The organism is Pseudomonas sp., from assembly GCF_036387035.1.
Taxonomy (GTDB): Bacteria; Pseudomonadota; Gammaproteobacteria; order Pseudomonadales; family Pseudomonadaceae; genus Aquipseudomonas.
Genome location: NZ_DASVUM010000192.1, coordinates 35,419 through 59,343, shown reverse-complemented (window position 1 = coordinate 59,343; position 23,925 = coordinate 35,419). Strand labels below are relative to the sequence as shown.

At 59.9% G+C, this 23,925-nt stretch carries 19 protein-coding genes and 2 pseudogenes; 10 read left to right on the top strand and 11 right to left on the bottom strand.

Annotated elements, in window-relative coordinates; genetic code table 11:
* Positions 1-68: 68 nt before the first annotated feature.
* From miaA to VF672_RS18460, 5 genes are read right to left on the bottom strand one after another with little or no spacing between them, the layout of a single operon-like run.
* A complete protein-coding gene (gene miaA / locus VF672_RS18480; RefSeq protein ID WP_331105998.1) occupies positions 69-1,040 on the bottom strand; it encodes a tRNA (adenosine(37)-N6)-dimethylallyltransferase MiaA in 972 nt (323 codons plus the stop codon).
* Positions 1,040-2,995, bottom strand: a complete 1,956-nt coding sequence (mutL, locus tag VF672_RS18475) for a DNA mismatch repair endonuclease MutL (protein ID WP_331106007.1) — start codon at positions 2,993-2,995, stop codon at positions 1,040-1,042. The genes miaA and mutL overlap by 1 nt, the downstream gene beginning before the upstream one ends.
* 26 nt (positions 2,996-3,021) lie before the next feature.
* Positions 3,022-4,461 (bottom strand): N-acetylmuramoyl-L-alanine amidase, encoded by a 1,440-nt coding sequence (locus VF672_RS18470; protein WP_331105997.1) that lies wholly within the window; start codon positions 4,459-4,461, stop codon positions 3,022-3,024.
* Positions 4,462-4,495: 34 nt separating this feature from the next.
* The gene (tsaE, locus tag VF672_RS18465) at positions 4,496-4,957 is read right to left on the bottom strand and encodes a tRNA (adenosine(37)-N6)-threonylcarbamoyltransferase complex ATPase subunit type 1 TsaE (RefSeq protein WP_331105996.1); all 462 of its coding nucleotides are present in this window, start codon (positions 4,955-4,957) and stop codon (positions 4,496-4,498) included.
* Complete coding sequence (locus VF672_RS18460; RefSeq protein WP_331105995.1) at positions 4,945-6,441, bottom strand: NAD(P)H-hydrate dehydratase; 1,497 nt, start codon at positions 6,439-6,441, stop codon at positions 4,945-4,947. Before VF672_RS18460 ends, tsaE begins: the two co-directional genes overlap by 13 nt.
* A gap of 62 nt (positions 6,442-6,503) precedes the next feature.
* Between VF672_RS18460 and queG the strand changes: the two genes are divergently transcribed.
* Entirely contained in the window at positions 6,504-7,622 is a 1,119-nt protein-coding gene (gene queG / locus VF672_RS18455; RefSeq protein ID WP_331105994.1) for a tRNA epoxyqueuosine(34) reductase QueG, read from the top strand.
* Between the two features lie 11 nt (positions 7,623-7,633).
* On the opposite strand, the gene VF672_RS18450 is transcribed toward queG, so the two are convergent.
* Positions 7,634-8,245, bottom strand: a complete 612-nt coding sequence (locus tag VF672_RS18450) for a trimeric intracellular cation channel family protein (protein ID WP_331105993.1) — start codon at positions 8,243-8,245, stop codon at positions 7,634-7,636.
* A 117-nt stretch (positions 8,246-8,362) separates the two neighbouring features.
* Positions 8,363-8,899 carry an oligoribonuclease gene (orn, locus tag VF672_RS18445; RefSeq protein WP_331105992.1) on the bottom strand — a complete coding sequence of 179 codons (537 nt, stop codon included), beginning with the start codon at positions 8,897-8,899 and terminating at the stop codon, positions 8,363-8,365.
* Between the two features lie 110 nt (positions 8,900-9,009).
* On the opposite strand from orn, the gene rsgA reads away from it, so the two are divergent.
* The 3 genes from rsgA (at position 9,010) to VF672_RS18430 (ending at position 12,528) form a co-directional block, all read left to right on the top strand.
* Positions 9,010-10,041 (top strand): small ribosomal subunit biogenesis GTPase RsgA, encoded by a 1,032-nt coding sequence (gene rsgA, locus VF672_RS18440; RefSeq protein ID WP_331105991.1) that lies wholly within the window; start codon positions 9,010-9,012, stop codon positions 10,039-10,041.
* A gap of 291 nt (positions 10,042-10,332) precedes the next feature.
* Positions 10,333-12,264, top strand: a complete 1,932-nt coding sequence (locus tag VF672_RS18435; RefSeq protein WP_331105990.1) for an S-type pyocin domain-containing protein — start codon at positions 10,333-10,335, stop codon at positions 12,262-12,264.
* A 9-nt stretch (positions 12,265-12,273) separates the two neighbouring features.
* A complete protein-coding gene (locus tag VF672_RS18430) occupies positions 12,274-12,528 on the top strand; it encodes a bacteriocin immunity protein (protein ID WP_331105989.1) in 255 nt (84 codons plus the stop codon).
* A gap of 106 nt (positions 12,529-12,634) precedes the next feature.
* Here the strand turns inward: VF672_RS18430 and motB are convergent, their stop codons facing one another.
* Positions 12,635-13,690 (bottom strand): flagellar motor protein MotB, encoded by a 1,056-nt coding sequence (gene motB, locus VF672_RS18425; RefSeq protein WP_331105988.1) that lies wholly within the window; start codon positions 13,688-13,690, stop codon positions 12,635-12,637.
* 3 nt (positions 13,691-13,693) lie between these two features.
* Positions 13,694-14,545, bottom strand: a complete 852-nt coding sequence (gene motA, locus VF672_RS18420) for a flagellar motor stator protein MotA (protein WP_037015764.1) — start codon at positions 14,543-14,545, stop codon at positions 13,694-13,696.
* A gap of 213 nt (positions 14,546-14,758) precedes the next feature.
* Here motA and VF672_RS18415 point away from each other — a divergent pair, with 213 nt between their 5' ends.
* From VF672_RS18415 to VF672_RS18400, 4 genes are all read left to right on the top strand, one after another.
* Positions 14,759-16,294, top strand: a complete 1,536-nt coding sequence (locus tag VF672_RS18415) for an HDOD domain-containing protein (protein ID WP_331105987.1) — start codon at positions 14,759-14,761, stop codon at positions 16,292-16,294.
* 46 nt (positions 16,295-16,340) lie between these two features.
* Positions 16,341-17,156 carry a rhodanese-like domain-containing protein gene (locus VF672_RS18410; protein WP_331105986.1) on the top strand — a complete coding sequence of 272 codons (816 nt, stop codon included), beginning with the start codon at positions 16,341-16,343 and terminating at the stop codon, positions 17,154-17,156.
* Between the two features lie 54 nt (positions 17,157-17,210).
* The gene (gene asd, locus VF672_RS18405) at positions 17,211-18,080 is read left to right on the top strand and encodes an archaetidylserine decarboxylase (protein WP_331106006.1); all 870 of its coding nucleotides are present in this window, start codon (positions 17,211-17,213) and stop codon (positions 18,078-18,080) included.
* A gap of 277 nt (positions 18,081-18,357) precedes the next feature.
* Positions 18,358-20,142 carry a molecular chaperone gene (locus tag VF672_RS18400; protein WP_331105985.1) on the top strand — a complete coding sequence of 595 codons (1,785 nt, stop codon included), beginning with the start codon at positions 18,358-18,360 and terminating at the stop codon, positions 20,140-20,142.
* A gap of 42 nt (positions 20,143-20,184) precedes the next feature.
* On the opposite strand, the gene serB is transcribed toward VF672_RS18400, so the two are convergent.
* Positions 20,185-21,402 (bottom strand): phosphoserine phosphatase SerB, encoded by a 1,218-nt coding sequence (gene serB / locus VF672_RS18395; RefSeq protein WP_331105984.1) that lies wholly within the window; start codon positions 21,400-21,402, stop codon positions 20,185-20,187.
* Between the two features lie 130 nt (positions 21,403-21,532).
* Between serB and VF672_RS24700 the strand changes: the two are divergent.
* Together VF672_RS24700 and VF672_RS24695 are read left to right on the top strand one after the other, a co-directional pair.
* Positions 21,533-22,259 (top strand): annotated as a pseudogene (locus VF672_RS24700) (AhpA/YtjB family protein); the annotation flags it as partial.
* 98 nt (positions 22,260-22,357) lie between these two features.
* Positions 22,358-23,062, top strand: a pseudogene (locus VF672_RS24695) (histidine kinase); the annotation flags it as partial.
* A 54-nt stretch (positions 23,063-23,116) separates the two neighbouring features.
* On the opposite strand, the gene VF672_RS18385 reads toward VF672_RS24695, so the two are convergent.
* Complete coding sequence (locus VF672_RS18385; protein ID WP_331105982.1) at positions 23,117-23,824, bottom strand: PqiC family protein; 708 nt, start codon at positions 23,822-23,824, stop codon at positions 23,117-23,119.
* Positions 23,825-23,925 lie beyond the last annotated feature (101 nt).

Here is a 23,925-nt window from a genome sequence, read left to right as displayed (position 1 = left end):
GAAAACATTGGCTTGGGCCGCTACCTCCCGAAGGCTATCCCCCAAGGATAGACGGCTATTGCAAGGACTCAGCTCAATATGGAGACCGACCCCAGGTATTTCAAGGCGCGTGGCAGATTGTCGCAAGCCAGACTGTCCAGCCAGTGCAAATCCTGCCAGCTGCGTAACCAGGTGAACTGTCTCTTGGCCAACTGGCGCGTGGCAATGATGCCGCGCTCCTGCATCTCGTCCCGAGTCAGCTTGCCGTCCAGATGATCCCAGACCTGCCGATACCCTACAGCTCTTATAGACGGTAAATTCGAGTGCAGGTCCCCCCTCGAACGTAGCGCTACGACTTCTTCAACGAATCCTTCATCAAGCATTTGCCTGAAACGCACAGCAATTCGGTCGTGGAGCACCTTGCGATCCGTCGGTGCGATCGCGAGATTTGCGACAGTATAGGGCAATTGATGACGCCCCGAAGCGCTCGCTTGAGCACTTTGCGCACTTTGTTGTTCGCGGTGTGCGGTCATGCTCATGCCGCTGACCCGAAAGACTTCCAGCGCGCGAACCAGCCGCTGAGGATCGTTGGGGTGAATTCTGGCTGCCGAAACCGGATCGATGCTCGCCAGCTCATCATGCAATGCCTGCCAACCCTCGCTGGCCGCTTGCGCCTCAATCTGCGCGCGAATCGTGGCGTCAGCCGCAGGCATATCGGCCAGGCCTTCCAGTAGAGCCTTGAAATACAACATCGTGCCGCCCACCAGCAGAGGAATTTTTCCCCGCTCGGTGATTTCAGCCATGGCCTGCAGTGCATCGGTTCGAAAATCCGCCGCAGAATAGCTCTGGCCGGGGTCGAGAATATCGATGAGCCGATGCGGATACTTGTCCAGAAGCGCTTTTGAGGGCTTGGCGGTACCGATGTCCATACCGCGGTAGACCAGCGCTGAGTCCACGCTGATCAGTTCGCATGGCAGGACTTTGGTCAGCTCGATGGCGAGGTCGGTTTTGCCGGCGGCGGTCGGCCCCATAAGAAAGATGGCCGGAGGAAGAGCACTCATCACCGACCGCGCAGGAATAATTTGTCCAGATCATCCAGACCCAATTGAGTCCAGGTGGGCCGTCCATGGTTGCATTGACCGCTGCGCTCGGTGTTTTCCATGTCACGCAGCAGGCCGTTCATTTCCGGAATGGCCAGCCGGCGATTGGCGCGGATCGCACCATGGCACGCCATGGTGCCCAGCAGCTCATTCATGTGGGCCTGGACGCGATCGCTGGTGCCGTATTCCATCAGATCTCCCAGAACGTCATGCACCAGCCGGTTCGCTTCAGCCTGTTTGAGCAGTGCGGGAATTTGGCGGATGGCGAGCGTCTCAGGCCCCAGGCGCTGCAATTCGAAGCCCAACTGCTGGAAGGTGACCATGTGCTCTTCGGCGCAGTCGGCCTCCCGCTGGCTGACCGCAATCGACTCCGGCACCAGCAGCGGCTGACCACTTAGCCCTTCGCTGGCCATGGCGATCTTCAAGCGCTCGTACATAATTCGCTCGTGGGCCGCATGCATGTCCACCAGCACCAGACCATGGGCGTTCTCGGCGAGGATATAAATGCCTTTGAGCTGAGCGAGGGCATAGCCCAACGGCGGAACATCGCCTTGGGATTCGGGCAAAGAAACACTGCCAGCGGCGGCAACAGCCTGCGGGCCGGGCAACGGCGCAAAGAACTCGCTGTAAGCGGCACGCGCTTCTTCAGCGGGCAGTACCGACGATGGCCGCGGCGTGTATTGATACTGGTAACCTGCGCCGCTGCCGGAGCCGGGTGCGGCGCCGGCCGGAGTATTCCAGGCCTGGCCCTGCGGCGTTTCCAGCACGTTATTGGCCAGGCGCATCTCGCCCTGCGGCCCGAACTCGCCAGCATCCGGCCCGCTTGGGCGCACCAGCGCGGTCACCGAGGTCGTACCGGCAAGCTGATCTTCAGGCCGTACATCGCCGAGCGCTCGATGCAGCGTGCCATACAGAAAATCGTGAACCATGCGCCCGTCGCGGAACCGCACTTCGTGCTTGGTGGGATGGACGTTGACGTCTACGACCGCAGGGTCGACTTCAAAAAACAGCACGAAGGTCGGGTGCCGGCCGTTGAACAGCACGTCGCGATAGGCCTGACGGACCGCATGGGCAACCAGTTTGTCGCGCACCGCACGGCCGTTGACGAAGAAATATTGCAGATCGGCCTGACTGCGGGAGAACGTCGGCAAACCGACCCAGCCCCATAATTTCAGGCCATTGCGCTCGACCTCGATCGGCAGCGCCTGCTCCAGAAACCCGGGGCCGCAAATGGCTGACACCCTTCGTGCGCGCGAAACATCATCGCGCGCTTCGTGCAGGCTCAGCACAGTCTTGCCGTTGTGACGCAAATGAAAGGCGACGTCAAAACGCGCCAGAGCCATGCGCTTGATCACTTCCTGGAGATGATCGAATTCGGTTTTTTCGGCCTTGAGAAACTTGCGGCGCGCCGGGGTATTGAAGAACAGGTCCCGGACTTCCACGGAAGTGCCGACAGGGTGCGCAGCGGGCTGAACCCGCGACGCCATGTCGCGACCCTCGGTCTCGACCTGCCACGCCTGATCGGCACCGCGGGTGCGCGACGTCAGCGTCAGGCGCGCCACGGAGCTGATCGACGCCAGCGCCTCGCCCCGGAAACCAAGACTCATGACACGTTCAAGGTCTTCAAGGTCGCGAATCTTGCTGGTGGCATGTCGAGCCAGCGCCAGCGGAAGATCGTCGGAAGAAATGCCGCCACCGTCGTCACGAACACGCAGCAGCTTGATGCCGGCCTGTTCAACATCGACATCAATGCGGCGCGCGCCGGAATCGAGGCTGTTCTCGAGCAGCTCCTTGATCACCGACGCCGGCCGTTCGACGACCTCGCCCGCGGCAATCTGGTTGGCGAGTCGAGGGCTGAGCAGCTGGATACGCGCGGCGTCAACCGCCGGGCCCTCAACGCTTACGCTGACATCCAGTTCCTGATTATCGAGCAGCAGGTCAGTCACGGCTCACCTGCCAGTTCGGCGCTGGGAATTCTCAACTGCTGGCCGACCTTCAGTTCGTCAGAGCTCAGATGATTGGTAGTGCGAAGCATCGGCGTGGTCATGTCGTAGCGCGCCGCAATCATGCTCAGGGATTCGCCGGGGCGCACAGTGTGCTCGCGCGCGCCCATGGCAAGCTTGCCGTTGTCGCGTAGCCAGGCGATGTACGTCCCTTGCGGTGGATTCTGCTGGAAGAACTGCTTCACGCCGGCCGTGATTGAGCGCGCCAACGCCTGCTGATGGCTCGCACCTTCCAGCTTGTTGGCTTCCGCCGCGTTAGAGATGAAGCCGGTCTCCACCAGAATCGACGGGATGTCAGGCGACTTGAGCACCATGAAACCCGCTTGCTCAACGCGTGACTTGTGCAACGACGTCACACGGCCAATGTTGGTCAGGACCTTCTGGCCAACGTTCAGGCTCGAAGTCAGCGATGCGGTCATCGACAAATCGAGCAGCACACCGGCGAGCATGCGGTCTTTGTCATCAAGGCTCACGGCCCCGGCGCCACCGATCAAGTCGGAACGGTTTTCACTGTCCGCCAGCCAGCGCGCCGTCTCGGAAGTCGCGCCGCGCTCGGACAAGGCAAATACCGACGCCCCAAAAGCCGCTGAAGAAGGCGCCGCGTCGGCGTGAATGGACACGAACAGGTCAGCACCTTTGGCGCGTGCGATTTCGGTCCGCTTACGCAGCGGGATGAAATAATCGCCGGTGCGCGTCAGCTCGGCGCGGTAGCCCTTTTCGCCATTGATCTGACGCTGCAGCTCTTTGGCGATGGCAAGAACGACGTTCTTTTCTTTCTCACCACGGCCGCCCGACGCGCCCGGGTCTTCACCGCCGTGACCGGCGTCGATAACAACCACGATGTCACGCTTGCCATTCGGCACAGGCGTGAGCTTGATTTCCGGCTTGGACGGGCTGACCGGCACCGCAGGGGTTGCCGGAGCAGCAGTAGCCGGGGTATCGGCAACCGATGGCGGCGGATTGGCATCGGCGGCGTTGTCATACAGATCGACCACCAGACGGTTGCCGTACTGCTGGTTTGGCGCAAGCGTAAAGCTCTTCGGCGTTACGGCCTTTTTCAGGTCGATAACCACCCGCAGGTCGTCAGGTGTGCGCTGCGCCGAGCGCATGCTGGTGATCGGCGTGTTGGCCGTGGGCACGTTCAGCGCGCCACCGAGGGTGGCGCCATTGATGTCGATGACCAGACGATCAGGGGACTGCAGCGTAAAAACGCTGTGCTGAACGGGACCGGACAGGTCGAAAACCAGCCGCGTGTTATCCGGAGCACGCCATAAGCGGACACTTCGTACCTGTGAAGCGGCTAACGCGTCGACAGCCAGTGTCGCCAGCAGCAGTCCAATCACAGTAACCAGCGCGCGCATGCGCATACCAAACCCCATATCTGATGAATTTCTATGTGAATTTCTGTTTGGACTACGTCGCCAAAGCGGCGCACCACTTCTCACCGCGCGGGCTTTTCGGGCTCAGCGTCAGTGCTCGACCTTCATCGAGCGGCCTTATGGTAATGATCAGGTCGGGCTTTGGCAAAAAGCCTGCACCAAGATTGGGCCATTCGATGAGACACAGGGCGTCGCCTTCGAAGTAGTCCCGAATGCCGAGGAATTCTAGCTCTTCTGGGTCAACAAGTCGGTAGAGATCAAAGTGATACGCGCGGTTTCTCCCCATTTCGTAAGGTTCTACCAGCGTGAAAGTCGGACTTTTAACCGCGCCGGTATGCCCAAGGCCCCGAATGATGCCTCGTGAGAGCGTGGTCTTGCCCGCCCCCAGATCGCCCTCCAGAAAGATAATTCCATTGGATTCAGTCACTTGGGCGATACGGGCGCCGAAGTGAGTCATGGCCTCTTCCCCTATAAGGTCCAGGGTTAAATCAGACACGGTTGGTGCTCCTCCAGAAGCTCACGAATAACAGGAATCAGATCAGCGGCAGCCAGCCCTCGTCCGCTGGCGCCGCATTGCTCACCGGCAAGGGCGTGCAGCCAGACGCCCAGACAAGCAGCATCGTAAGCGCTCATCTTTTGCGCCATCAATGCGCCGATGACACCCGACAGCACATCACCCAGCCCGCCCGTTGCCATCGCCGGGTGGCCATGATTGGCCAGCGAAAGATCACCGGCAGGGTTGGCGATCAGACTGCCGCTGCCTTTCAGGACACACACTGCATTAAATTTTTTAGCCAGCGCCAGGGCCGCGGCCGGACGATCGGCCTGAACCCGTCGAGTGTCCGTCCCGAGCAGACGCGCGGCTTCGCCAGGGTGCGGAGTGATCACGCTGCCCTCCGGGAGCTGCACTGTTCCGGTTGCCAACTCATTCAGCGCGTCGGCATCCCAGACCTGCGGCAACGACGCGTTGGCCGCTGCGGACAGCAGGCTTTTCCCCCAACTGTGCTGGCCAAGGCCCGGCCCGACCACCAGCACCGAAGCGGGCTCGATCAAGGCACGAAGCTGGTTGGCCGAGCTGATGCCGGCGCTCATGACTTCGGGGAATCGCGTCAGCGCCGCGCTGATGTGTTCCGAACGCGTTGCCAGCGTGACCATGCCAGCGCCGGTGCGCAGTGTGCTTTCAGTCGCCAGCAACGCGGCGCCGCCGAAACCCAGATCGCCGCCCACGACCAGCACGCGGCCGAACATGCCCTTGTGCGCGGTGCGTGAACGAGGGGCCAGCGTTGGCAGATTGAAGGTGTCCAGCCGTCTGACGCTGACCGGGGTTTGCCGAACGATTTCGGCATCCGCCTGCAGGTCATCGAACATCAACTCACCCACCAGATCGGGCGCGTCGCCGGTGAACAGCCCGACCTTGAGACCGATGAAGGTGACGGTCAGCTCAGCCCGGACCGCGACGCCCAATGTTCGCCCTGTGTCAGCGCACAGCCCCGAAGGGAGGTCGACGGCCACGACGGGCAACTCACTGTCGTTGATGGCTTGAATGGCCGCAGCGTAAGGCGCGCGCACCTCACCTGTCAGCCCGGTACCCAGCAGCGCATCGACGATGATCCCGGCCAGCGCTTGCTGCTGCCAGGGCTGAATATCGACGTTTGCCGCAACGGCTTCTTCATAAGCGAACAAGGCATCGCCAGCCAGCGCATCGCATTCGCCCACGGCCAGCACGCCAACCTGCCAGCCGGCGCGCCGGGCCAGTGCAGCAATGAGATAACCGTCGCCGGCGTTGTTGCCGCGACCTGCCATGACCGTTAGTTGTCTGCCCTCGGGCCAGCGACGGCGTATCGCACGCCACGCAGCGTGGGCGGCGCGCTGCATCAGCTCGAAGCCGGGAGTGCCGGCGGCAATCAGGTGCGCGTCGAGGTCGCGCACCTGAGCAGCGCTGTACAGTGCGTCGGGAAATGGCGGTTTGCTGTGCAACATGCGTCTTTGAGCTCCGATGTCTGGCAGAATTATACGCACCTGCGCCCCGGTGTCCTCCTTGCATGTCCGCGATAACTGTAGATCCATCCACAGCCTCAGCGCCCCTCTCGGCAACCGGGCTGGCTGATCTTGCCCAATCGATCAGGGAATGGGCGCGCGAGCTCGGCTTTCAGCAAGTCGGGATCTCGGGGCTGGACCTGGCCGAGCACGAGCAACACTTGGAGCGCTGGCTCGACGCCGGGTACCACGGCGAGATGGACTATATGGCAGCGCATGGGAGCAAACGTTCGCATCCCGACGAGCTGGTACCGGGCACGCTTCGCGTGGTGTCGCTGCGCATGGATTACTTGCCCGGCGACACGCAGATGGCCCAGTTGCTGGGGCAGCCCGAGAAAGCCTACGTGTCCCGTTACGCGCTGGGGCGTGATTACCACAAGCTGATTCGCAAGCGCGTGCAGCAACTGGCGGAGCGCATTCAGCAGGCAATCGGACCCTTCGGGTTCCGCGCGTTCGTGGACAGCGCGCCCGTGCTGGAGAAGGCGATCGCTGAACAGGCGGGGCTGGGCTGGATCGGCAAGAACACCTTGGTGCTCAATCGCAAGGCCGGCAGTTATTTTTTCCTGAGCGAGCTGTTCGTCGACCTGCCGCTGCCGGTGGACGCGCCCCACGCCACCGAGCATTGCGGGCGCTGCACGGCGTGCCTGGATGTGTGTCCAACCAATGCGTTTGTCGGGCCCTACGTGCTGGATGCGCGCAAATGCATTTCCTACCTGACCATTGAACTGAAGTCGTCGATCCCCGAAGAGCTGCGCTCACTGATCGGCAATCGGGTGTTCGGCTGTGATGACTGTCAGATCGTGTGCCCATGGAATCGCTTCGCCCGGCCGACCGATCAGGCCGACTTCAAACCCCGCCACGGCCTGGATAACGCCGAACTGGCAACGCTGTTTTTGTGGGATGAAACGACATTTCTGAGTAATACCGAGGGCTCGCCGCTGCGGCGCGCCGGGTATGAGCGCTGGCTGAGGAATCTGGCAGTGGGTCTGGGCAATGCGCCGTCCACCATTCCAGTGATCGAAGCGCTGAAGGCGCGGCGGGAGCATCCGTCAGAGATGGTGCGTGAGCACGTGGAATGGGCGCTGCGGCAGCATGAAACCAGGGCGGCAGGGCGCCTGCTCTGATAGAGCGATGCTCAATGCCCGTCCTTGTAAACAAACTTGGGCATCTCCCAGCGAAACCTGATCGCCAGCAGCCGCAGCAGCAGCCCACCAAACAGAGTGATCAGCGTCCCCTGCTCCACCGGCAACCCGGCGTACTGACACAGCAAAAAACACCACGCGGCGGCGAACGACACGCTGGCGTACAGCTCGCGGCGGAATATCAGGGGAATGTCGTTGCAGAAGATGTCCCGCAGGATCCCGCCAAACACGCCCGTGATGACCCCGCTTACAGCGGCGACGGTCATGCTCAGGCCCATGTCCAGGGCGGTCATGCAGCCAATCAGGGTAAACGCCACCAACCCCAAGGCGTCGAGCACCAGAAATAGCGAGCGCAGATGGCGCATCAGCGGAGCGATGAAAATGGTCACCAGCGCCGCGAGACTGGTCAGAATCAGGTACTCGGGGTGCTTGACCCACGTCAGCGGGTAATGGCCCAGCAACACGTCGCGAACCGACCCGCCGCCCAACGCCGTGATACACGCGATCAGCACCACACCGAACCAGTCCATGCCGCGACGACCTGCGGACAGCGCGCCGGTCATGGCTTCGGCAGTAATGGCGATGAGGTAGAGCATCAACAACATGGCGGCAGTCCCTGCGAGAAATGAGCGCAGTCTAACCACTCGACCGACGCACCAACAGAGAGCACTCGCCTTGGCCGGCTCCGTTGGCGAGCGGGCATGGCGACCAGTGCTCTGTCATCAGGACTTGATGAAGTGCTCGCGGTAAAAACGCAGCTCGGCAATCGACTCACGGATATCGTCCAGCGCCAAGTGGGTACTGCCCTTCTTGAACTTGAGATCAGGCGACCAGCGCGCGGCCAGCTCCTTGAGGGTCGAGACGTCAAGGTTGCGGTAATGGAAGTAATTTTCCAGGGTTGGCATGCGCTTATAAAGGAAGCGTCGATCCTGGCAGATGCTGTTGCCACAGATCGGCGAACTGCGCTCTGGCACCCACTGCTTGATAAACTCCAAGGTCATGGCTTCAGCTTCGGCGGTGGAAATGATGCTCTCGCGCACGCGCTGGGTCAGGCCGGAACCGCCGTGCTGACGAGTGTTCCATTCGTCCATGCCGTCCAGGAGCTCGTCGCTTTGATGAACCGCGATGACCGGGCCCTCGGCCAGCGTGTTGAGTTCGCTGTCGGTGATGATCGTTGCCATCTCGATGATGACGTCGTTATCAGGGTCCAGACCGGTCATTTCCAGGTCGATCCAGATCAGATTCTGTTTGTTCTGCATATGTCGGCTCCTCAGCTCAGGCGCGCAGTTTAGCGTATTAGGCGTGCTAGACTCCCCGCGTTTCACACCTCAGCAGCTTTATGCGTCATAAAACGAGACACTGAACACCCATGGCCAAACGCCAACTCAATCGCCGCCAGAACTGGCGCATCGAAAAGATTCAGGGCGAGCGCGCCGCGCGTGCCGCCAAGCGTGAGTCAACCGCCCTCGAAACGCTGGAAGGCGGCGATCTGGGCCCGGAGCAGACGGGGCTGGTGATCGCGCATTTCGGCGTGCAGGTAGAAGTCGAGGCGCAGGACGGCGAACTGCAAGGTCAGGTATTCCGCTGCCACTTGCGCGCCAACCTGCCAGCGCTGGTGACTGGGGATCGAGTCGTCTGGCGCGCAGGCAACCAGGGCATCGGCGTCATCGTTGCGCAACTGCCCCGCGACACCGAGCTGAGCCGCCCGGACAGCCGAGGCCAGCTCAAGCCGGTCGCCGCCAACGTTGACCTGATCGTGATCGTATTCGCACCTGCGCCCGAGCCTCACGCCAACCTGATCGATCGCTACCTGGTGGCTGCCGAACACGCAGGCATTCGGCCTCTGTTGCTGCTGAACAAGTTTGACTTGATCGACGACCAAAATGCCCCTGCGCTCAATGCGCTGCTGGCGGTATACCGCACGCTGGGTTATCCGGTGCTGGAAGTCTCGGCCCACCACGGCGATGGCATGCAGCAACTGCAGGATCAACTGGATGGCCACATCAGTGTGTTCGTCGGTCAGTCCGGCGTGGGCAAATCTTCGCTGGTCAACAGCCTGCTGCCGGAAGTAGGTACACGGGTCGGGCCGCTGTCTGAGTATTCGGGCCAAGGCACGCACACCACGACCACCGCGCGCCTGTTCCACTTCCCGCGCGGCGGCGACCTGATCGACTCTCCGGGCATTCGTGAATTCGGCCTCGGCCATGTCAGCCGTGCCGACGTCGAAGCGGGCTTCATCGAGTTCAATGACCTGCTCGGTCGATGCCGCTTCCGTGACTGCAAGCATGACCGCGAGCCGGGTTGTGCCTTGTTGCAGGGCCTTGCAGATGGCCGCGTTCAGCAGCAGCGAATGAACAGCTATCGCTCGATCATCGCTAGTTTGCCGGAAAGCAGTTACTGACTCGCAAGCAAGCTCCTGAGCGCAGGGACAGCGCTTAAACGAACGAACCAAAACGCCGCGATCATCGCGGCGTTTTTTTACGCACTGTAAACGACCTTCAAACACCCGCCCCAGAGCGGCAAGCGACTAAGCTCGCACACCTATCTATTATCCCTTAATGAAAATTGCACTTGCCGAACACACTCAAACTATGCAACGTGGAGATGCATTACATCAGTTTCGCGAACTTCCAAACTTAAGCTTTATCTCTCAACTGATGAATGGAAGACAAAAAAAACAAGGAGCTTCACCATGCCCAATCAAATTGAATTACCACCACTCATCATTACGCCCTCGCCACCACCACCTCCGCCTCCAATTACATTACCAGGCCATATAGCCCGGCCTCTGCCGTGGAGTGAACGATTTTCCGGCTTATCTTCGATGGCAGAGCTTGGCAAGAAAATAAACATTCGACACCCTAGGGCAAGCATCGCAATCTATGTACTTACACGCACCACTGCAAATGCCGTTGACAACGACTATTCGACGAATCTGCAGCAGCTCTTTGCAGCCACCGAAGACGAAATCAATTTAGTTGTAGGGAGCGCCGCACTTTCTGTGATCGAGAAGCTGACGCGAAGGAGAGCAGCAATTGACATGCTGATCAACTCGAAAAGTGACGAGCTTCACCGAAGCAATGAGACTGCCAACGCATTCTATGGAAGCAGTCCTCTAAATCGAAACCCTGTCGACTTCGTAAATGCATTTTTTCCACGCATACGCTCAAAGAGCCCTGATGAGGTATTTAAAGCCTGGATTGAATCTTACAGCGCTGCTCACGGAGTCACGCTTCTCACAGCGACGATCAGAATCCTCAATGAACAAGCTGCCTCTCTAGACGCCGAAATAGAGGTGGTTCGAGCGCAACAAGCTATAGCAGAAGCGGAAGCACGGCGGCATGCCGAAGAGCAAGCGCAGCTGGCTGCACAGGCGGAAGCGGAAGCACGGCGGCACGCCGAAGAGCAAGCGCAGCTGGCTGCACAGGCGGAAGCGGAAGCACAGCGCATAGCAATTGAACAAGAGCGGGCCGCAAGCGAAGCACAAAAACTATCTCATGAGAGCAATGGGCCGGAGGCTGACGCAAGTGCAGTGGCCAACATTTATCACATAAGAGGATCCATCGGCGTTACTCAGCCCTCGCTGGTAACAGCGTCGGGTGCTATCGCGCTCGTTGAAACCGGCGCCCTCACCTTGCATGCAGTCATCCGGGCGGCAATAGCAACTCTGACCACAACAGTTTCAAGTGTGGCTGCCGGGCTTTTTGTGGGCGTTTCGGCATTGATATACTCGCCCAAGCTTGCTGATGGTGAACTGCCGGAAGATTACTTTTTCAGCCTTCCCTTGTCAGAAATGGCTCCTGAGGAAAGGCAGGACCTACACACTGTTGCAGCCGACGGGGGTGCTGTTGAATTGCCATTTCGAATCAGCTCGAAACCCCACGAGGAAGGCAATTCAGAGGTCATTGTGATTCATGCGACTGCGTCAAGCTTGCCAACATTAGTGAAGGTCGTCGCAGCTACGCATCACCAAGAGACCAACACTTACAGCCTCACAACCGCAGATAGCCCGCCTAGGACTCTAATCTGGACGCCAGCAGAAACGCCCGAGAACAGTTCGACTACCCTTCCAACTGAGGAACCAGCGCCATCGATGATCCTTGGCCCAAGCATAACCCCGGCTGAAGGAAGAATTGATACATACCCGCAATTGGCAGATACAAGCTTCAACGATTTGATCATTGTCTTCCCCATAGACTCGGGACTCTCCCCGATCTACGTAATGTTTAAAGATCGGAGGGAGGAACCAGGGACCGTAACAGGTAACGGAGAGCAGGCTGGAGAGAGATGGTTGAGCGGAGCTTCGACTGGAGAGGGGGTTGCTCTCCCTATAGAAATTGCAAACCAGCTTAGAGGGCGTCATTTCCGTAACTTTGGAGATTTTCGCAAGGCATTCTGGGAGGCTGTAGCTAGCAGTCCGACGCTATCTGTTCAGTTCAACAGGAGAAACAAAATAAACCTCCAATACGGAAAATCACCTTTTACTCCCAAAAAAGAAAAGGTAGGCGCTCGAGAAAAATTTGAAATTCATCACAAAATACCGATTGCTGCGGGCGGGAAAGTTTACGATATTGACAACATGACCATTACCACACCAAAGCTACATATAAGCATTCATAAATAGGAGAACATAATGTCTAAGAGCCTTATCTCTGATTACACTGAAAAAGAATTTCTTGAATTCGTAGATAGCATTTGTAACGGTGACCATACCGAAGAGGAAGATATAAAAAACGTGCAGAAATTTGAAGCTCTTACCGAGCACCCAGATGGATCAGATCTACTGTTCTACCCTAAAGAAGGACGCGAAGACAGTTCAGAGGCTGTTGTTCAGGAAGTCAAAGAGTGGCGTGCTGCCAACGGCAAATCCGGCTTTAAGCAAGAATAATGCGGTACCCACTCCAAAGTAAGGTTTCTGGCCTCATATAAGACTCTATGCAACAAAACAAAAACGCCGCGATCATCGCGGCGTTTTTGCGTCTGCTACACAGGTTTCAGTTCTTGGTTTCGTCGATCTTCAGCTGGCCCTGATCGAAGATGTTCAGCTTCTGCCGAATCTCGTGGGGTTGGGCGTAAGCCTGTGGATCAACTGCGGGCGAGGAAATCGACGTCCCCGGCTGATTGGCCGGTGCGGTAGCGCTAGGTGTTGGCAATGGCGCAGCGGCTCCTGGTGCATCCGGCGTTTGCGGTGCTTCGCCGGAGTTCTGTGCGCCTTCGATACGCTGCTGCGCTTTCTTGGTCATCACCACGATATCGATGCGGCGGTTAATGGGGTTCTGCGGGTGCTCCTTGTCGTACAGCGCGGAAGAGGCGTAACCCACCACACGCGCCACTTGCTGATCAGGATAACCACCGGCAAGCAGCGCACGCCGTGCAGCGTTGGCCCTTCCGGCGGACAGCTCCCAGTTACCGAAGCCATTGTTGCCGACAAAGGGCGTCGCGTCAGTGTGACCGCTGATGCTGACTTTGTTTGGCACGGCTTTAATTGTGTCAGCCATCGCCAGCAAGATGTCTTCGAAATACGGTTTGAGCTTCGCACTGCCGATATCAAACATCGGACGGTTTTCGGCGTCCATGATCTGAATGCGCAAACCGTCCTGGGTGATCTCGAACAGAATCTGGTCCTTGAACTTCGCCAGTTGCGGGTTCTCGTTCACCTTGGTCTGCAATTCCTGCAACAGCATTTCCAGACGATCCTGCTCGACCTGCTCGGCGGCAGCATCCTGCTGGTCAGCATCGACCGGCACGCGATCCGGCGCAGGCGTGGATTTTACCTCCGGATTGAGCGTCTGGTCCGGAGACATCTCCGGCGAACCGCCCAGATCAATCACGTAAGGCGAGCCGCTGTCGGAGAAACCCACCGGGTCCTTGAAATAGCCGGCAATAGCGATCAACTGCTCAGGCGTCGCGGACGACATCAGCCAGAGCACCAGAAAGAACGCCATCATTGCCGTCGCGAAGTCGGCAAACGCGATTTTCCAGGCGCCGCCGTGATGCCCTCCGCCGTAGCGCTTGACGCGCTTTATGATGATCGGCTGATTATTTTCCATGGATCAACGACCGCGAACAGCTTGTTCCAGCTCGCTGAAGCTGGGGCGATGGGCGGGATAAAGAACTTTGCGGCCGAACTCAACGGCCAGCGAAGGCGGTACGCCCGAGGCCGAAGCCACCAGCGAGGCCTTGATCGATTCATAGACGTTCATTTCTTCCTTGGCATCGTGGGCCAGGGAAGTCGCCAGCGGGCCGAAGAAACCATAGGCCGCGAGAATACCGAAGAAGGTCCCGACCAGTGCCGCACCCACGTGCATGCCGATCGCCGCCTTGTCGCCGGAACCGAGCGAGGCCATGGTCACCACGATACCCAGTACCGCCGCAACGATACCGAAACCCGGCATGGCGTCGGCGACACCGGTCACTGCGTGGGACGGGTGCTCGAGCTCTTCTTTCATGCTCAGCAGTTCCATGTCGAACAAGCCTTCCAGCTCGTGGGGCGCCATGTTGCCGGAGGACATGATGCGCAGGTAATCGCAGATGAACGCGATCATGCGAGTGTCTTTGAGCACGCCTGGGTATTTCGCGAAGATCGGGCTGTTTTCGGGCTCTTCGATATCGCCCTCGATGGCCATCATGCCTTCGCGACGACTCTTGTTGAGGATCTCGTACACCAGCCCCAGCACTTCCAGGTAGTAGCCGTGGGTGAACCGGGTGCTGAACATCTTCAAGGACTTCTTGATGACCAGCATGGTCATATAGCCCGGGTTCGCTTGCAGGAATGCACCCAGCGCCGCGCCGCCGATGATCATGACCTCGAAAGGCTGAATCAACGCAGCGATCTGACCGTGGGACAGTACGTATCCGCCGAGAACGCTCGCGAAAACGACGATGATGCCGATAATTTTTGCCATAGGTAGAAAATACTTTACTGAGTCGGGTTCATGGTCATTGTGCGAGAAGCGCTTGATACTCTTGTCCTGCTTATCGGCATGAATGCGCCAGACTATAGTCAGATCGCAGGAAAATGCTGACCGATGCATGGCGCGGGACGTTGCGCCGCGAGGGCCAGCATGATGCCAGTATCCGACATCGATCAAAATCTCCCAGCCGTACGGGTGTTGTGAATGCAATCAGATAAAGCTTCTTCGCTCCCTGTTCCGCGCACCCTGGATAACTGGATAAAGCAGCTCGACAGCATTGCCTTGCCGGTGCCGGCGGTGGCGCATCAGCGCGTGCAGGCGGCATTGACCGACAGCCGTCGCTCGCTGCGCGACATCGCCGATCTCATGCAAGACAGCCCCGCGCTGGTGCTCAACGTACTGCGCGAGGCCAACCTGAACAGCGGCGCGCTGGCGCAGCCTGCGGAAAGTCTCGAGGTCGCTATCAACAGGTTGGGCCTGGCGCGCACCGAAGCGCTGCTGGCGCGACTGCCGAGCGTCGATGCACGCGATATTCCGGTGGCGCTGCGTCAAATACAGATGATCAGTCAGCACGCCATGCAGCAGGCTTACGGCTTGTTTGCCAACCAACTGGCACGGCTGTGGCAAGACATCCATCTGGGAAGCCTGCTGTTTCTCTCGCCCCTCTGGCCCATGGCCCTGGCGCACCCCACCCTGCTCGAAGAATGGGAGTTGCGGGTGATTCACAAGGGCGAGTGCGCCAAGACGGTGGAGAACGCGTTGTTCGGCGTGCGGCTGGTGCATCTGTGTCAGGCGCTGGCTCACCACTGGCGGCTGCCTGTCTGGGTGACGCAGGGCTACGAGCTGCTGACTTCACAGCAACGCAACCTAGTCAGCGTGCTACGCATCGCGCACAGCAACGACGACCCGCTCAAGCAGCAACAACAACTCGACGCGGACCAGCCGCTGCGGCGCTGGCTGAACCAGCCTGCCAACACAATCTTGCTGGCCAACGGTCTCGCGCTGTCGGCACACCAGGCTTGGGACACGCCGCACAACCTGCGCTGGCAGCTACTGACCAGCCTGTATCTGCAGCAATCACTGGACGACCTTCAGCAGCAGGTTCACCAGAACGCGGCGGCCAGCGCCCGGCAGCATGGCGGTCCGGATATCTGGCACCCGGCGCAGGCATTGCTTTGGCCATGGAAGACCCGTCGGGTACACAAAGGGTTGCTGCCTGCCCCACCGCCCTCGCCCGACGCCTTGCAGCTATGGCGCAAACACTGCGCCGACCTGCTGAAGGAACCCGGCATCTTTATCAACGCCATGCACCTGACCACGTGTGCCCGCGATGCGCTGGTAGCAGCGGGCATGCAGCGAGTGGTGCTGTTGATGACTGATCGCAAGACCGACAGCCTGCGCGTGCATCAGATCGCAGGTGTGGATAAGTCGGCCGCTGCGCTGCTGATTCCTTATAAAGACAGCACGGTGCTGCAACGCCTGCTCGCCCAGCCTACGCAACTGCGCCTCACGCCGGCCAACAACGCCCAGTTTTCGGCGCTGCTGCCGGCGCAGTTACGCAATCTTTTCAGTGGAGACAACCTGCTGATTCGCTCGCTCGCCAGCAATGGCCGTGTCGTGATGATGGTGGTCGCCGACCAGGGTGGAGGAATGTTTTCCGAAGTCTCTGTGCAAGCTTTCGGCAAAACCGGTCAGTGCATCGAGAAAGCCCTTACCACCTTTAGCCGTCGCAATGGCTGAAGGCTGAGCTACAATTCGCAACCTTTTCGCGATCCGGAGACGCTACATGGCTGCCTTTTCAAGCTTGCCGCTGGTCATCGAACCCGCCGACCTGCAAGCACGCCTCAGCGCGCCAGAGCTCATTTTGGTCGACCTGACCAGCCCGGCCCGCTACGAGGCCGGCCACATCCCCGGCGCTCGATTCGTCGACCCGAAACGCACGCAGCTGGGGCTGCCACCCGCGCCAGGGCTGTTGCCAACGCACGCGCATCTCGAAACGCTATTCGGCGAGCTGGGCCACAACCCCGACGCGGTCTACGTGGTGTATGACGACGAAGGGGGTGGCTGGGCCGGCCGTTTCATCTGGCTGCTCGACGTCATCGGACACAAAAAGTATCACTATATCGACGGTGGCCTGCTCGCCTGGCAAGCCGAAGGCCTCGCGCTGTCGACGGATGTACCGAGAGCCGTCGGCGGTCCGGTTTCACTGACTTTGCACGACGAACCCACGGCGACTCGGGAATACGTCCAAAGCCGCCTGGGCGCCGCTGATCTGGCGGTCTGGGACGCACGCGCGCCAACCGAGTACTCCGGCGAAAAAGTTGTCGCCGCCAAGGGAGGTCACATTCCCGGCGCCGTGAACTTCGAATGGACGGCAGGCATGGATCAGGCCCGCGACCTGCGCATCCGCAAAGACATGCCACAGATCCTCGAGGGCCTGGGGATTACCCCGGACAAAGAAGTCATCACCCACTGCCAGACCCACCATCGCTCAGGCTTCACCTATCTGGTGGCCAAGGCGCTGGGCTACCCGCGGGTCAAGGGCTACGCCGGCTCGTGGGGCGAGTGGGGCAACCATCCGGACACCCCGATCGAGAAATAAAATCGGCGCCCAATGTGGCGTCGACCCGCATTCCCCTATTCAAACGTTTTAGGAATCTTGATGAAACAGCGTCTGTTTATCCTTTTCCAGTATCTGCTTCCCCATCATTTGCTGTCGCAACTGGCAGGCAGCGTGGCCGAATGCCGCGTGCGCTGGTTCAAGAATGCTTTCACCCAATGGTTTGCGCGCCGCTATCAGGTGGACATGTCTCAGGCCCAGGTCGAGGACATCACCGCCTACCCGCACTTCAATGACTTCTTCACCCGTGCGCTCAAGCCGGGTGCTCGCCCGCTGGACCCAACGCCGGGTGCGATCCTCAGCCCTGCGGACGGTGCGGTCAGCCAACTGGGCCCAATCGAACACGGCCGGATTTTCCAGGCTAAGGGCCACAGCTACAGCGTGCTGGAACTGCTCGGCGGCGATGCTCGCCTGTCCGCGCCATTCATGGGTGGCGATTTCGCGACCGTCTATCTTTCGCCGAAGGACTACCACCGCGTTCACATGCCGCTCGCTGGCACGCTGCGCGAAATGGTTTATGTGCCGGGCCGGTTGTTCTCCGTAAACCAGACCACAGCAGAAAACGTACCGGAGCTGTTCGCGCGTAACGAGCGCGTGGTGTGCCTGTTCGACACCGAGCGCGGCCCGATGGCCGTCGTGCTGGTGGGGGCGATGATTGTTGCCTCTATCGAAACCGTCTGGGCTGGCCTGGTCACGCCACCCAAGCGCGAGCTCAAAACCTTCCGTTACGACGAAGCAGCGCGTGCCCCCATTCATCTGGAAAAAGGTGCAGAGCTGGGTCGCTTCAAGCTGGGCTCCACGGCTATCGTGCTGTTTGGGCCAAACCAGGTGAAGTGGTCCGAACTGCTGGCGGCGGGTTCGCCTGTGCAGATGGGCCAAGGGCTCGCGTTGCCATTGCAGGCTTGATTCTTGCGTTAGCTTTTCCCTGAACGCGTGATGCTGGTTTTCTGGCGCGAACTGTTTCCGTCGCCGCGCTGGCGTCACGACCTTGAGGATGCCGGGTCTGGCCGCACGGCTGCCCAAGCTGCGGCTGTCGCTGGATGCTGCTAGAGTTCTTTGTCAGTGCTGTAGGAAACTTCACTTTCAGTGGACGTAAACGTGCTCTTTTCGCTCGGCGAGGGTGCTTGACCCCGGAGTTTGACGCCGCCGTTCAGGCCTGTAGTTGTTGGAGTTTGCTTGTCACATGAGTAATTTAAGTCTCCCTCTGTTGTTGCGCGCACCTGTGCCGACGCAGTCGAGCCTGTCGTTCTGTGACGCAACCCCCAAAGACCTGAAGCGCTGGATCGCCACGCTGCCCAAGGCCAATCTCGGTGAAATGGCACGTCAGCTCTATCAAGGGCTCGGCGAGCTGAACCAGCTGCTCACACCCAGTGACAATCGCATGCAGCTCCTCGAACTGCTTCGCCCGGAAGTCTTTTTCGTGTGCAAGCACCTGGAGCGCCATTTTCTCAACCAGTCGGTCGTTCTAGAAGAACGTCCGCGCAAGGTTGCCAACCTCTGCCAGGCCCTGCAAAACCATCTGGCGATTGGCTACAAGCAGATCATCGCCCGGGTCGCCGTCAAACTCAGCAGGGACCGGATTGGCCTGCTGACGACTGCGCTTCAACGCGCGCTCAGCTGCCTGAACGGCCCTCTGATCCGTGCCAACCAGCTTTACTGTCCGGTGCAGGACGGCTTGTGGCTGGAGCTGAACCAGATCTATCAGATCGCCCGTCAGCATCAACTGCATAACGTACCCGTTGCCGACAGCCTCGCTCATAACACGCAGGCGATGAGCGTCGAACAGACTTACATCGTTGCGCTGCTGATGGGCTGCTCGCGCTGCAACCAGATGCGCCAGCACAACATCGGCAAGCTGGCCGAAGCGCTGGACGCGTGGAGCGCGATGGTCACGCTGCAACAGCCGCTGGACGGCAACAGCCTGTACGCAGTTTCGCCGGGCACGGACACGGCGCCGCGCTATGCCGCGCTGTACGACGACGATCAACGCCCGAATTTGCTCGGCATCGATCCCCGACCTCTGTCGAGGGCTCTGGAGCGCTACACCCTGACCCCCGTCGAAGAACGCTCGAAATCTGCACTCAAAATGCCGCCTGGATTATCCATCGACGTCCTGCAGCACCTGGCAGCGGCCTGGGGCGACGTGTCGGAACGTGCGTTTCAACGCACGCCGGGGCAAGGCACATTGACCGTCTGCGTGGGCATGAGTGCGTTGCACTATTACGTCGGCGGTCAGCAATCGTTCAGCGACCTGCTTCAAATGTCGACCCTCTCCAAAGTCGCCGAATTCTCGCTACAACCCTTGCAGCCGGTGAAGCACGATCCGTGGGCGCATACAGCCGACGTGCAACGCGATGGCACGTCCGACCGAATGCTTCCATTCGAGGAAATCGAGTACAAGCGCGATGACGCTGAAGGCAATGCGGCCTCCGACGGGCAAAAAAGCTTCCCTACGTATGCGCTGCACATCGTCAATCACAGCCCGGGGGGTTACTGCCTCGCCTGGCCCAAGGAAGTACCCGACCAGTTGCAGGCCGGTGAGATGATCGGCATTCAGGACCATGGCCACGGCTGGAGTATTGCGGTGGTGCGCTGGGTGCGGCAGGTTCGCGGCGGCGGCATGCAGATGGGCGTTGAGTTGATCGCGCCCTTTGCGCAGGCGTGCGGCATGCAACTGACTCGCGCCGAGCAGAGCAGTCAGTTTCTACGCGCCCTGCTGTTGCCGGAAGTTCGCGCCATCGACGTGCCCGCGACGGTCATTGCACCTCGGTTGCCGTTCGAAGACGGCTCCAAGGTAATGATCAACACCAGCGGCGAACAACGGCGTGCCAGTCTGAGTAATCGTCGTGCCACCACGGGCAGTTACAACCAGTTTGAATATCAGATTCTCGAAGGGCCGAAGAAAGCGGCAACGCCTGACGGCAACGGCCCGGAACAGGAATTCGACTCGCTGTGGACGGTGCTGTAAGCCCGCGAGGCATCCCTTGCAGATGCCTCAGCGTTCACGCCTTTAAGCGCTGCGACCTTCCCGGTCGCGCAAACCCAGCAAATACAGCACACCGTCCAGACCCAGCGTCGAGATCGCCTGCTTCGCCGACTGCTTGACCAGCGGTTTGGCGCGGAACGCCACTCCCAGCCCCGCGATGGCAAGCATCGGCAGGTCATTGGCCCCATCACCCACCGCAATGGTTTGCTCCAGGCTTAACCCTTCCTTGCTTGCCAGTTCCCGCAGCAGATCGGCCTTGCGCTGGGCGTCGACGATCGGCTCGACCGCGTTGCCCGTGCATTTGCCGTCAACCACTTCCAGCTCGTTGGCGAAGATGTAGTCGATGCCCAACCTGGCCTGCAGTTGCCGAGCAAAGTAGGTGAAGCCGCCCGACAGGATGGCGGTCTTGTAGCCCAGCCGTTTGAGTTCGGCAAACAGGGTCTCTGCGCCTTCGGTCAAGCGCAACGAGGCGCCGATCTCGTCCAGCACTTTGACGTCCAGGCCCTTGAGCAGCGCCAGTCGCTCTTTGAAACTGGCGCGGAAGTCCAGTTCGCCGCGCATGGCGCGCTCGGTGATCTCCGAAACCCGATCGCCCACGCCGTGGGCTTTGGCCAGCTCGTCGATCACTTCGGCTTCGATCAGCGTCGAATCCATATCGAATACCGCCAGGCGACGGTTGCGACGGAACAGTGAATCCTGCTGGAACGCGATATCGACGTTCAGCTCCTGAGCCACATGGAGGAACTCGGCCTGCATCTGCTGGGGATCGACCGGTTCGCCGCGCACCGAAAATTCGATGCAGCCTTTGCTCTTCTCCGTGGGCATGTCCAGCGGCATGCGCCCCGAGAGGCGGTCGATGCGGTCGATGTTCAAGCCATATTTGGCAGTGATCGCGCTGACCGTCTGCAGTTGCTCGGCGGTGACCTTGCGGGTCAGCAGCGTGACGATGTGCCGGGCCTTGCCCTGGCCGTCGACCCAGTGCTGATAGTCAGCTTCGCCGACCTGGGTGAAGCGTACTTGCTGCCCCAGTTCGTCAACCGTTGCCTGAACATTCTGGCGCACCGACGCGCCTGCCTCTGTGGCGGGGATTTCGACCAGAAGGCCGAACGACAGCGCGTCGTGGATCACCGCCTGACCGATGTCGAGAATGTTGACGCCGCCTTGGGCCAGCACACCGGTAATGGCCGCGGTGAGACCCGGACGGTCTTCACCAGTAATGTTTATCAGGACGATTTCGCGCAAGGCGCACCCCCGCAGTGGAAAAAAACCGCATTCTACGCACTTTCAGTGACCGCCGGGCACAGCCAGCGCTTTGCCGCCACAGGGTCGCTCGCTATACTGCGCCCCAACTTCACCACGAGAGCCGTGCTCAGTGAACCGGCCCACGCCAGTAAAAACCGATAATTTCTTCTTGCTGATCTTCCGGGCATTGCGTCATCGACGTGTACCGATTGCTTTGCGTATCGCCAGCCACAACGTGATCCTCGTCGCGCTGGCCCTGGTGATCTACGCCTGCGTCATGGGTTTGCAGTTCAAGCAAGCCATGCACGAACAGGCTGACGCATTGGGGCAAGCCCTGACCACGCAGACCGCCACCTCCGCCACCGAGCTGCTGGTGTCCAACGATATCCTCAGCCTCAACGTGCTGTTGGGCAATCTGGTTAAAAATCCGCTGGTGGCCCACGCTGCTATCTATAGCCCCGACAACCGCATTCTTGCCGAAGCCGGGCAGCGTCCGAAAAACGGCTTATTGGGTGAAGCGGAAGGCCTGTACGAGATCAAGATCACCTTCCAGGACGTGGTGGCCGGCACGCTGCGCATCAGCCTGGACATGGCCCAGTTCCAACAGCCGCTGACCATCAGTTTGCAGAGCATGGCCATTCTGGCCGGTATCCTGCTGGCCCTGGCCCTGGCATTGAGCCTGCGTTTGGGTCGTCATATTTCCACGCCGATGCTGCAACTGCGCATGTGGTTGCGCTACATCGACCCCTACACGCCGGCCACTGATCGTCAGGACGAGATCGGCGATCTGGCACGCCAACTCAAGACGTCCTATGCGCCGCCCGAGCCGGAACCGGCGCCCGTCCCCGAGCCTGTAAAGTCCGAAGACGACGAGGACGCTTCGCCCGAGTTCGACAGCAGCGACCTGAACGACCCTGACTTCGACGACGGGCCCAAACCGCGTGCCACAGTTATTCCCACGCGGCGTATCGCTGCCGAGGAGGACGAGGAAGACGAAGAGGATCCGTTCGCCGACCTGCGTGATCATTCTCCCGCTGCGCCAAAACCCGCGCCGCGCCCGATCCTTCCGGTCGTGCCATTGCAACCTCAATACAGCGCCGTGCTGGCCGTACAGCTGGGTTCTCAGGAGCAACTGCGTCGGCTACCGCGCACGCGCCTGACCGAGCTGCTTGAACGTTACCGTGACTGCATCGACCAGGCAGCATCGCTCTACGACAGCGAACTGCACACGCTGAACGACGGCAGTTCGCTGATGGTTTTCAGCACCCAGGACAGCGGCGATGATTACCTGACCAACGCGATTTGCTGCGGTGAGTTGCTGCGCGCATTGAGCCACGCGCTGCAGATCGAAGTCGCAGACAGCGGCATCACCCTGCAATTGCAGCTGGGCCTGACACTGGGCGAAGGGCTGCACGGCATGAACCAGATCGATCTGCTGCTCACCGAAACGGCCCAGGACGCCCTGGCCCTGTCGCAACACAGCCGCAATCTGTTGTTGGTGGAGCGCAAGATCAGCGAAGACGCCACCATCCGTCAGCGCGCACGCATTCGTCCGATTGCGAGCCCAGAGGGTGCCAGCTGCGTTGAGCGCCTGATGGAGCCGTACCCGTCGATGCTGGAGCGTCAACTGGCGCGCATGCATGAGGCGCGCAAGGTCTAAGCGTCACACACAAAAAAGCCCGCATCGCTGCGGGCTTTTTTGTGGGCGCCGATTCTAGAAGCGGAACACTTCCAGATCGGTGCGAATCGGTGATGCCATCGGAATCTTTGGCTTGTCTTGATCAGTACGGGTTTTCGCTGGCGCTGCGGCTTTCTTCGGCTCGTCCGCAATCAGAGGCTGGCTGGCGATCGGCTTGACCGCGACGCTCAGCTTGTCCGCAAGGCGCTGCAGCAAGATCCCCTGCGCCTTGACCTGTGCAGCTGAAGAACCTGCGTGCGGCTCTTCCAGGTGAATCAGCTTGCTGTCGCGAACATTGCCGCGCCGGTCCAGCAAACGCCACTGGGCGTCCAGTACCGCTGGCTGCTTTTCCCCCGAATCAAGGCGGGTGATCGACAGCACCACTTGTACATCTGGCGCGAAGTTGGAGGCCGCGGGGGCCATGACCACGCGTTGACTGTCGAGCTTCCAGGCCAGTTGGCGCAGCAGCAGCTGATCGATATCAGAAGACAGACTGCCTGCCCAGCGGCCGTCGGTGGCCGCCTTGAGGCTGCCATCCGGTTGACGCTGCAGTAATGTTTCGCGTTGCAGATAGTCGGCAATCGACACAGGGCCCAGTAGCACGGCCACCCCGCCATTGTGTTTCGGTTGCCCAGGCTCGCCGCTGTCCAGCTGATAGAGCGACGTGGGCTGATGAACGCTGCACCCGGCCAAACCCAGCACGCCGGTCAACAACAGAACACAGGGAGCACGTAGAAAATTCATCATCCCGTCCAGGTGAACGCCGTATGGCGCGTTCACAATGTTGAATACTTTGGAAACTTGAAGGCATTCCGCCATAGCGGCGCCAGAGGACGTCATATCAT

Bases quoted from the DNA above. Each gene is read 5' to 3' on its own strand.
- miaA (WP_331105998.1), bottom strand. From the start codon at position 1,040: ATGAGTGCTCTTCCTCCGGCCATCTTTCTTATGGGGCCGACCGCCGCC.
- VF672_RS18435 (WP_331105990.1), top strand. From the start codon at position 10,333: ATGCCCAATCAAATTGAATTACCACCACTCATCATTACGCCCTCGCCA.
- orn (WP_331105992.1), bottom strand. From the start codon at position 8,899: ATGCAGAACAAACAGAATCTGATCTGGATCGACCTGGAAATGACCGGT.
- VF672_RS18385 (WP_331105982.1), bottom strand. From the start codon at position 23,824: ATGAATTTTCTACGTGCTCCCTGTGTTCTGTTGTTGACCGGCGTGCTG.
- VF672_RS18410 (WP_331105986.1), top strand. From the start codon at position 16,341: ATGGCTGCCTTTTCAAGCTTGCCGCTGGTCATCGAACCCGCCGACCTG.
- VF672_RS18415 (WP_331105987.1), top strand. From the start codon at position 14,759: ATGCAATCAGATAAAGCTTCTTCGCTCCCTGTTCCGCGCACCCTGGAT.
- motA (WP_037015764.1), bottom strand. From the start codon at position 14,545: ATGGCAAAAATTATCGGCATCATCGTCGTTTTCGCGAGCGTTCTCGGC.
- VF672_RS18460 (WP_331105995.1), bottom strand. From the start codon at position 6,441: ATGTTGCACAGCAAACCGCCATTTCCCGACGCACTGTACAGCGCTGCT.
- motB (WP_331105988.1), bottom strand. From the start codon at position 13,690: ATGGAAAATAATCAGCCGATCATCATAAAGCGCGTCAAGCGCTACGGC.
- VF672_RS18430 (WP_331105989.1), top strand. From the start codon at position 12,274: ATGTCTAAGAGCCTTATCTCTGATTACACTGAAAAAGAATTTCTTGAA.
- VF672_RS18470 (WP_331105997.1), bottom strand. From the start codon at position 4,461: ATGGGGTTTGGTATGCGCATGCGCGCGCTGGTTACTGTGATTGGACTG.
- VF672_RS18400 (WP_331105985.1), top strand. From the start codon at position 18,358: ATGAGTAATTTAAGTCTCCCTCTGTTGTTGCGCGCACCTGTGCCGACG.
- rsgA (WP_331105991.1), top strand. From the start codon at position 9,010: ATGGCCAAACGCCAACTCAATCGCCGCCAGAACTGGCGCATCGAAAAG.
- VF672_RS18450 (WP_331105993.1), bottom strand. From the start codon at position 8,245: ATGTTGTTGATGCTCTACCTCATCGCCATTACTGCCGAAGCCATGACC.
- queG (WP_331105994.1), top strand. From the start codon at position 6,504: ATGTCCGCGATAACTGTAGATCCATCCACAGCCTCAGCGCCCCTCTCG.